Source organism: Thermaurantiacus sp. (assembly GCF_053487655.1).
On record NZ_JBRCLD010000064.1, the window covers coordinates 38585 to 47693 of the forward strand.

8 protein-coding genes are annotated in these 9109 nt (G+C 65.4%); all 8 read left to right on the forward strand.

The features are described from left to right. Position 1: 1 nt before the first annotated feature. Positions 2-784: a succinate dehydrogenase iron-sulfur subunit gene (locus ACWIQA_RS06925; protein ID WP_448582335.1), complete on the forward strand. Its 783-nt coding sequence runs from the start codon at positions 2-4 to the stop codon at positions 782-784. Between the two features lie 308 nt (positions 785-1092). Next, the gene (locus ACWIQA_RS06930) at positions 1093-1536 is read left to right on the forward strand and encodes a PaaI family thioesterase (protein WP_448582336.1); all 444 of its coding nucleotides are present in this window, start codon (positions 1093-1095) and stop codon (positions 1534-1536) included. Next, the gene (zapE, locus tag ACWIQA_RS06935) at positions 1533-2648 is read left to right on the forward strand and encodes a cell division protein ZapE (RefSeq protein ID WP_448582337.1); all 1116 of its coding nucleotides are present in this window, start codon (positions 1533-1535) and stop codon (positions 2646-2648) included. Before ACWIQA_RS06930 ends, zapE begins: the two co-directional genes overlap by 4 nt. Before the next feature lie 152 nt (positions 2649-2800). After that, positions 2801-3763 carry a malate dehydrogenase gene (gene mdh / locus ACWIQA_RS06940; RefSeq protein ID WP_448582338.1) on the forward strand — a complete coding sequence of 321 codons (963 nt, stop codon included), beginning with the start codon at positions 2801-2803 and terminating at the stop codon, positions 3761-3763. Between the two features lie 10 nt (positions 3764-3773). Continuing rightward, positions 3774-4967 (forward strand): ADP-forming succinate--CoA ligase subunit beta, encoded by a 1194-nt coding sequence (gene sucC / locus ACWIQA_RS06945; protein WP_448582346.1) that lies wholly within the window; start codon positions 3774-3776, stop codon positions 4965-4967. Positions 4968-4970: 3 nt separating this feature from the next. Next, the gene (sucD, locus tag ACWIQA_RS06950; protein WP_448582339.1) at positions 4971-5855 is read left to right on the forward strand and encodes a succinate--CoA ligase subunit alpha; all 885 of its coding nucleotides are present in this window, start codon (positions 4971-4973) and stop codon (positions 5853-5855) included. Positions 5856-5944: 89 nt separating this feature from the next. Continuing rightward, positions 5945-8788 carry a 2-oxoglutarate dehydrogenase E1 component gene (locus ACWIQA_RS06955; protein ID WP_448582340.1) on the forward strand — a complete coding sequence of 948 codons (2844 nt, stop codon included), beginning with the start codon at positions 5945-5947 and terminating at the stop codon, positions 8786-8788. Positions 8789-8799: 11 nt separating this feature from the next. Continuing rightward, a partial coding sequence (locus tag ACWIQA_RS06960; protein ID WP_448582341.1) for a biotin/lipoyl-containing protein occupies positions 8800-9109 on the forward strand: 310 nt, incomplete at its 3' end.

Here is a 9109-nt window from a genome sequence, read left to right on the forward strand (position 1 = left end):
CATGGCCAAATTCACCCTTCCCGCCAACAGCCGGGTGACCGGCGCCGGCAAGAGCTACCCCGCGCCCGCGGGCGCGAAGCGCACCAAGACCTTCAAGATCTACCGCTGGTCTCCGGACTCGGGCGAAAACCCCCGCTTCGACCGCTACACCATTGACCTTGACGACTGCGGCCCCATGGTCCTCGACGCCCTCATCAAGATCAAGGGCGAAGTCGACTCAACGCTCACCTTCCGCCGCTCCTGCCGCGAAGGCATTTGTGGCTCCTGCGCCATGAACATCGCCGGCTCCAACACGCTCGCCTGCACATGTGCCATCGAGGACGTGCCTGGCGAGGTCACCATCACGCCGTTGCCGCACATGGAAGTGGTGAAAGATCTCGTCCCCGACATGACCCACTTCTACGCCCAATATGCCTCGATCAAGCCGTGGTTGCAGACGGTCACACCTGCACCCCATATGAAGGAGCGGCGCCAGGCCCCTGAAGACAGGGCGAAACTGGATGGCCTTTATGAGTGCATCCTGTGTGCTTGCTGCTCCACCTCCTGCCCTTCCTACTGGTGGAATGGCGATCGCTTTCTGGGGCCCGCCATCCTCCTCCAGGCCTATCGCTGGCTCGCCGACAGCCGCGATGAAGCAACTGGCGAACGGCTCGACGCCCTCGAAGACCCGTTCCGCCTCTACCGCTGCCACACCATCATGAACTGCGCGACTGTCTGCCCCAAGGGCCTCAATCCCGCCAAGGCGATCGCCGAAATCAAGAAAATGATGCTCGAACGCGCGTAGGCGGCCGCGGCCTGTGCCAGGGCACTGGTCCGCGGACACGCCGAAGCGCGCGGCCAGCGGGCTGGGGCAGGCCGCAGGCGGCGGCTTTGCCGACCGCCGGTGGCAGGGCGCTGGTCCCGTCCGACGTCACGCCGGCATAGCGGCTGCAGCGATGGCGAAGCGATCGTGCGCAGACTCGCGTAGCGCGCGGCCGGCGGGGCCCGGCAGAGCCGTGGATTTGCTACGGCGCCGCCGGGAACCCGTCCGACGTCACGCGCGTGCCCGAGATCCGCTTGCGCCGCCTCGCCCACCCCGCTAGCCGCAGGGCCATGCCGGCGAAACTGGTGGAAGACGGGCCCTGGGCGGGCTGGAAATGCTGGCACGCCCGCCCCGAGGGGCGCTTTGTCGACCATCTTGGCGATGTCTATTATCGTGAGGCCGATGGCGAGGTCGTCTCTGCCATTGAGACCGCGCGCCGCCATGCCAATGGCCTCGGCTTTCTCCACGGCGGCTTCTTGATGGCCTTCGTCGATGTCGCCATGTTCGCAACCATCCGCCACATGCTTGAAACCCAGGCGGCGGTCACCCTCCAGTCCGCAACCGACTTCCTCGGGCCCGGCCACGTCGGCCGGGTGCTCGAAGGGCGCGGCCACATCGTCAAGGAAACCGGCAAGCTGGTCTGGGTCGCTGGCACCCTCACCCAGGACGAAGGCACCCACCTCGTCGCCCAGTGGCACGGGATCTTGCGGAAAGTGCCCCGGGCCGCCCGGTGACGGGCGTTCTTTCCGCCTATCGCGCGCTTGTTGCAAGAGGCGAACTCCGCCCCGACTGCGACCAGGAGGCAGTCGCCACCCACCTCGACCGTCTCGCCACGGCCCTTGCCACCCCTCCTCCCGGTCGGCTCGCCCGCCTGTTCGGCGCCAGGCCCGCTCCCGTGCGCGGGGCCTATGTCTGGGGTGGCGTGGGCCGCGGCAAGTCGATGCTGATGGACCTCTTCTTCCGCCATGCCGAAGGCGTCACCAAGCGCCGGGTCCATTTCCATGCCTTCATGCTCGAGGTCCACGCCCGTATCGCCCGCCAGCGCACCGCCGATCCAGGCGACCCCATCCCGCCGGTCGCAGCGGGGCTCGCCGCCGACTCGCGCCTGCTCTGCCTTGATGAAATGCAGGTCACCAACGTTGCCGATGCCATGATCCTCTCGCGTCTCTTCGATGGGCTCTTTGGCGCTGGCATGACCATCGTCACCACCTCCAACCGCGCGCCAGCCGAGCTCTACAAGGACGGCCTCAACCGCGAGCTTTTCCTCCCCTTCATCGCGCTTCTCGAAACCCGGCTCGATGTGCTCCGCCTCGACGGCCCGGTCGATTACCGCCTCGAACGGATGGCGGGGCTTCCGGTCTACCATGTCCCGAACGGGCCCAAGACGACTGCCGCGATGGCCGAGCTCTTCTTCCGCCTGACCGACTTCCCGGTCGAGGACCGCGCCCATGTGCCGACTGCCGAGCTTGCGCTCCCCTCGGGCCGCACCCTCCATGTCCCCAAGTCGCTCAAGGGCGTTGCCGTCTTCTCCTACAAGAAGCTCATCGAGGGCCCCCATGGCGCTGAGGATTATCTTGCCATCGCCCAGGCCTATCACACCGTCTTTCTGGTCGGTGTTCCCGTGATGGGGCCCGAGCGCCGCAATGCTGCTGCCCGCTTTGTCGCCTTCGTCGATGCGCTCTACGACTGGCGGGTGAAGCTGGTGATCGGCGCCGACGCGCCGCCGGAGGGCCTCTATCCAGAAGGCGATGGCAGCTTCGAGTTTGCCCGCACCGTCTCCCGCCTCCACGAAATGCAGTCGGCCGCCTATATGGCCGAAGGCCACGGCATCCGCGCGCACGCCTGAGCTCCCTCTTGGGGATGGCAGTGGGCAGGGGCAAGACGCTGTGTCCCAGCCGCCGCGCCAGCAGGCCCAGGCCGTGCTACCTACGCGTGCCCCCGTTGCCCCTGCCGGCTTGAGAGGCTAGGCCCGCCCGCGCACAACAGGAAGGGGATGTCATGGCTCGCCCGAAGATCGCGCTCATCGGTTCCGGCATGATAGGCGGCACGCTTGCCCACCTCATCGGCTTGAAGGAGCTGGGCGATGTGGTCCTCTTCGACATCGCCGAGGGGCTTCCACAGGGCAAGGCGCTCGACATCGCGCAATCCGCCCCTGTCGACGGCTTTGACGCGCGCTTTCGCGGCACCCAGGATTATGCCGACATCGCTGGCGCTGATGTCGTCATCGTGACCGCAGGAGTCCCGCGCAAGCCCGGCATGAGCCGCGACGATCTCCTTGGCATCAACTTGAAGGTCATGAAGGCGGTGGGGGAGGGCCTCCGCGCCCACGCGCCCGGCGCCTTCGTCATCTGTGTCACCAACCCCTTGGACGCCATGGTCTGGGCGCTGCGCGAATTCTCTGGGCTTCCGCATGCCAAGGTGGTCGGCATGGCCGGCGTGCTCGACTCCGCGCGCTTCCGCCACTTCCTCGCCGAGGAGTTCGGCGTGAGCGTGAAAGATGTGACCGCCTTCGTGCTCGGCGGTCATGGCGATACCATGGTGCCGGTTGTGCAATATTCGACCGTCGCCGGGATCCCCGTTCCCGATCTTGTCGCCATGGGCTGGAGCACCCAGGAACGGATCGATGCGATCGTCCAGAGGACGCGCAGTGGCGGCGGCGAGATCGTCGGGCTCTTGAAGACTGGCTCTGCCTATTATGCGCCAGCCGCCTCGGCAATTGCGATGGCCGAGAGCTATTTGAAGGACCAGAAGCGCCTCCTCCCCTGCGCTGCGCACGTGACTGGCAAGTATGGAGTCGATGACCTCTATGTCGGCGTCCCCGTCATCATCGGCGCCGGCGGCGTCGAGCGCATTGTCGAGATCGATCTCGATGCGGCCGCCCGCGCCAATTTCCAGGTCTCGGTTGATGCAGTGCGCGAGCTGGTCGCAACCTGCCGCACGCTTGAACCGGCGCTTGCCTGAGAGAGACATTATGAACATCCACGAATATCAGGCCAAGGAGCTGCTCGCGCGTTTCGGGGTCCCGGTGCCGAAGGGCGTTCCCGCCTTCTCGGTCGAGGAGGCCGCCGCCGCGGTCGATATGCTCCCCGGCCCCCTCTACGTCGTCAAGGCCCAGATCCACGCCGGCGGCCGCGGCAAGGGCAGGTTCATCGAACTCCCGCCGGAAGCGAAGGGCGGAGTCCGCCTCGCCCGCACCAGGGCCGAAGTCGAGGCCCACGCCGCCGAGATGCTGGGGAACACGCTGGTTACCGTCCAGACCGGCCCGGCAGGCCGAAAGGTCCAGCGCCTCTACGTAACCGACGGCGTCGATATCGACCGCGAATTCTACCTCGCCTTCCTGGTTGACCGCAGCTCGGGCCGGATTGCCGCTGTCATCTCAACCGAAGGCGGCATGGACATCGAGGCGGTCGCCCACGAGACGCCCGCGAAGATTGTCACGCTGACAGTTGATCCGGCGACGGGGTGGCGCCCCCACCATGGCCGCCGTGTAGCAGCAGCCCTTGGCCTTACCGGCGATCTCGCCAGCCAGGCGACAGACATTGCCGCAAAGCTCTACCAGGCCTTCGTCGCACTCGATGCCTCGCAGATCGAAGTGAACCCGCTTGCCATCTCCGGGGACCGCCTCCTCGTGCTCGATGCCAAGATGAACTTCGATTCAAACGCCCTTTCTCGCCACCCCGAGATCCTGGCCCTGCGAGACCTTGGCGAAGAAGAGCCAACCGAAATCGAGGCCTCCCGCCATGACCTCGCCTTCATCAAGCTCGACGGCAACATCGGCTGCCTCGTCAACGGGGCCGGGCTTGCCATGGCAACCATGGACATCATCAAGCTTTCGGGCGGCGAGCCAGCCAATTTTCTCGACGTCGGCGGCGGCGCCAGCCGCGAGAAGGTGACAGAAGCCTTCAAGCTCATCCTCGCCGACCCGGCGGTCGAGGGCATTCTTGTGAACATCTTCGGTGGCATCATGCGCTGCGACATCATCGCCGAGGGCATTATCGCGGCGGCGAAGGAGGTCGATCTCAAGGTCCCGCTCGTCGTCCGCCTCGAAGGGACCAATGTCGAGTTGGGCAAGGAGATTCTCGCCCGATCCGGCCTCGACATCGTCCCTGCCGATGATCTGGGGGACGCCGCCCGCAAGATTGTGGCAGCAGTCAGGGGGGCCTGAGCCATGTCCATCCTCGTGCATCACGCCACTCGGGTGATCTGCCAAGGCTTCACTGGCCGGCAGGGCACCTTCCACTCCGAGCAGGCTCTTGCCTATGGCACGAAGCTGGTCGGCGGTGTCTCGCCAGGCAAGGGCGGCACCACCCACCTCGGGCTTCCCGTCTTCGACACCGTCGCAGAAGCAAGAGCCGCAACAGACGCGGACGCCAGTGTCATCTACGTCCCGCCCCTGGGGGCGGCAGATGCCATCCTCGAGGCTATCGCCGCCGACGTGCCCCTCATCGTTTGCATCACTGAAGGAATCCCGGTCCTTGACATGGTGCCAGTCAAGCGCGCGCTTCAAGGTTCCAAGTCGCGCCTTATCGGCCCCAATTGTCCCGGTGTGCTGACGCCTGGCGAATGCAAGATCGGAATCATGCCGGGCAGCATCTTCACCAAAGGCTCGGTCGGCATCGTCTCGCGCTCGGGCACGCTCACTTACGAGGCCGTCTTCCAGACAAGCGCCGTTGGCCTCGGCCAGACAACGGCAGTCGGCATCGGCGGCGACCCAGTCAATGGCAGCAGCTTCATCGACATGCTCGAACTCTTCCTGGCAGATCCGGAGACGCAATCGATCATCATGATCGGTGAGATCGGAGGCTCGGCCGAGGAAGAAGCTGCCGCCTTCATTGCCGATGAAAGACGGCGCGGCCGGGCCAAGCCCATGGTCGGCTTCATTGCCGGCACTACGGCGCCGCCAGGCCGGCGCATGGGCCATGCCGGTGCCATCGTCTCCGGTGGGCGGGGGAAGGCGGAAGACAAGATCGCCGCCATGGAAGCTGCCGGCATTTCTGTCTCGCCGAGCCCCTCCGAGCTCGGCCGGACTCTCAAGGACACGCTTTCCGCATGACTGCCATGTCAGAGGCCATCATCCGCTCGTGCGGTTGAGCCCATGCCAGCAAAAGACTAGGTTGGCTTGCGTTCTGCCAGGGCTTTCCCATGCTTGACCATCTGATGTTGGAATCCGCGCTACGTCCCAGCTGGGCGCGGGATGACTGGCCGCTTCTTCCTGCGGATGACTTGACGCTTGCGCTCGATGCGGGCCTTGCGCCCGGCATCGATGGCGCCAGGGCGGCAGCTGCTATTGCCCGCGCAGCACCCGCGGCTCCAGCTCCTTCCGCGCACGAGGCGGCAGCGGATTCGATCCGGGCGGTCATGCTCATCCGCACCTACCGGGTGCGAGGCCATCTTGCTGCCAATCTCGATCCCCTGGGCCTCGAGTCTCGCCCGCTTCCCGCCGATCTCACGCCCGAGTTCCATGGTCTGACGGACCCGGATCGCACCGTCTATCTCGGCGGCATGTTCGGTGGGATCGAGACCATCACGGTCCGCGAGCTCGTTGAGCTCCTGCGCCGTAACTACTGCGGCAATGTCGGCCTTGAATATATGCACATCAACGATGTCGAGGAGCGCCGCTACCTCCAGGAAAAATTCGAGGGCCGCGACAAGGAAATCCACTTCACGCCTGAAGGCAAGAAGGCGATCCTCAACAAGCTCATCGAAGCCGAGCAGTTCGAGAAGTTTCTGGCGCGCAAATATGTGGGCACAAAGCGCTTCGGGCTTGAAGGCGCCGAGGCCGCCATCCCTGCACTTGAGTCGATCATCAAGGTGGGCGGCGCCCATGGCGTCACGGAAATTGTGATTGGCATGCCCCACCGCGGCCGCCTCAACGTGCTCGCCAACGTCATGGCCAAGCCCTTCCAGACCATCTTCCATGAGTTCTCCGGCGGCTCAGCGCACGAGGACGAAGTGGGCGGCTCAGGGGATGTCAAATATCATCTCGGAACTTCGACAGACCGCAGCTTCGACGGCAATACGGTCCACCTCTCGCTCACTCCCAATCCCTCGCACCTTGAGGCGGTCAACCCGGTGGTGCTGGGCAAGGCCCGCGCAGTGCAGGATTTTCTTGCCAATGAAGCCGGCACCGACCGCGATGACAGCGCGCAAGACGCCGTGCTCCCCGTGCTTCTCCATGGTGATGCTGCCTTCGCCGGCCAGGGAATCGTCGCCGAATGCCTCTCCTTCTCGGGCGTGCCTGGCTATTCCTCAGGCGGGGCCGTCCATTTCATCATCAACAACCAGGTCGGCTTCACCACTTCGCCTGCCTTCGCCCGCTCCTCACCCTATCCCTCCGATGTCGCCAAGCTTGTGCAAGCGCCCATCTTCCATGTGAATGGCGATGATCCCGAGGCCGTGACCTACGCGACCAAGATCGCAACCCAGTTCCGCCAGCGCTTCAACCGTGATGTCGTCATCGACATGTGGTGCTACCGCCGGTTCGGCCACAACGAGACCGACGAGCCGGCCTTCACCCAGCCGCTCATGTACGCAAAAATCCGCGCGCATCGCCCGGTTGCAGAACTTTACGCGGAGCGGCTCATCGCCGAGGGGCTCGTTACCGAGGCCGATGTGCGTGCGATGACGGACACGTTCGTCGCGCGCCTTGAGGCGGAGTTCGAAGCAGCAAAAGCCTTTGTCCCTGGCAAGGCGGAGTGGTTCGGCGGCCGCTGGGCCGGCATCCACCAACCCGAAGACCCGGTCACAGCCCGCCGCGGCGCCGAGACGGGCGTGGCGTGCGAAACTCTGCGCGACCTTGGGCACCGTCTGCACACGGTCCCGGAAGGCTTTACCATCCACCCGACGCTCGCGCGCATCCTCCGGGCGCGAGATGATGCAATTGCCGCCGGCGAGGGCCTCGACTGGGCAACGGCCGAGGAGCTTGCGCTCGCAAGCCTCCTTGCTGTCCCGCCCGTCCACAGGGTGCGGCTTTCAGGCCAGGATTCGGGGCGTGGCACCTTCTCCCAGCGCCATGCCGTCTGGGTCGACCAGAAGACGGGCGCCAAGCATGTCCCGCTCAAGACTCTCGGTGGCTTCTGCGAGATCCTCGACAGCCCCTTGTCCGAGTTTGGCGTGCTCGGCTTTGAATATGGCTATGCCCTGGCCGACCCGCGCTGCCTTGTCCTGTGGGAAGCCCAGTTTGGCGATTTCGCCAACGGCGCCCAGGTGATGATCGACCAGTTCATCGCCTCGGGCGAGGCCAAATGGCTGCGTGCCAACGGCCTTGTCCTGCTGCTGCCGCATGGCTTCGAAGGGCAGGGTCCAGAACATAGCTCCGCCCGCCTCGAGCGCTTCCTCCAGCTCTGCGCCGAGGACAATCTCCAGGTCGCCAACTGCACGACGCCCGCCAATTACTTCCACATCCTCCGCCGGCAGATGCTCCGCGATTTCCGCAAACCCCTCGTCCTTATGACGCCAAAATCGCTGCTGCGGCACCGGCGGGCGGTATCCCGGCTCGATGAGCTGGGAGAAGGCACGAGCTTTCACCGCGTGCTCGATGATCTCACGACGCCCGATCCTGACCGAGTCCGCCGGCTCATCCTCTGCTCCGGGAAAGTCTATTACGACCTTGCCGATGCCCGTGACGCCGAAGGCCGCGAGGATCTCTACATTCTTCGAATCGAGCAGCTCTATCCTTTCCCGGGCGATATTGTGGCGAGCTACGCGGCCCGCTTCCCCAAGCTCGAGGCCGTCGTGTGGGCGCAGGAGGAACCGCAGAATGCCGGCGCTTGGAGCTTTGTTGCGCCGCTGATCGAAGCTGCCCTTGGTCGCCGGCCGCTCTATGCCGGCCGCGCCGCTTCGGCTGCCACCGCAACTGGGCTTGCCCGCCGCCACGTCGCTGAGCAGGCCAAGCTGGTCGCCGAGGCCCTCGGCCATTCCCCGGCCGAAATCCGCTCCGCCATCCGCTCGACGTTGCGGGGCAGCAGCAAGGCGAAAGCGGCCTGAAGGGAGCGCGCATGGCAACCGATGTCCTCATCCCCCCGCTTGGCGAAAGCGTGACCGAAGCAAGCGTCGGCCAATGGCTGAAGGCGGTCGGCGACGCGGTCGCAGCTGACGAGCCTATCGTCAGCCTCGAGACGGACAAGGTGGCAGTGGAAGTACCGGCACCCGTTGCCGGTGTGTTGGCGGAACAGCTTGCGAAAGTGGGTGAGACCGTCGAGGTTGGCGCCCTCATCGCCCGGATCGAGGCCGGCACAGCGGCGGCAAAGCCCGCCCCGGCAGCCGAGACCAAGCCCGAACCCGCACCCGAACCCGCACCCGAACCCG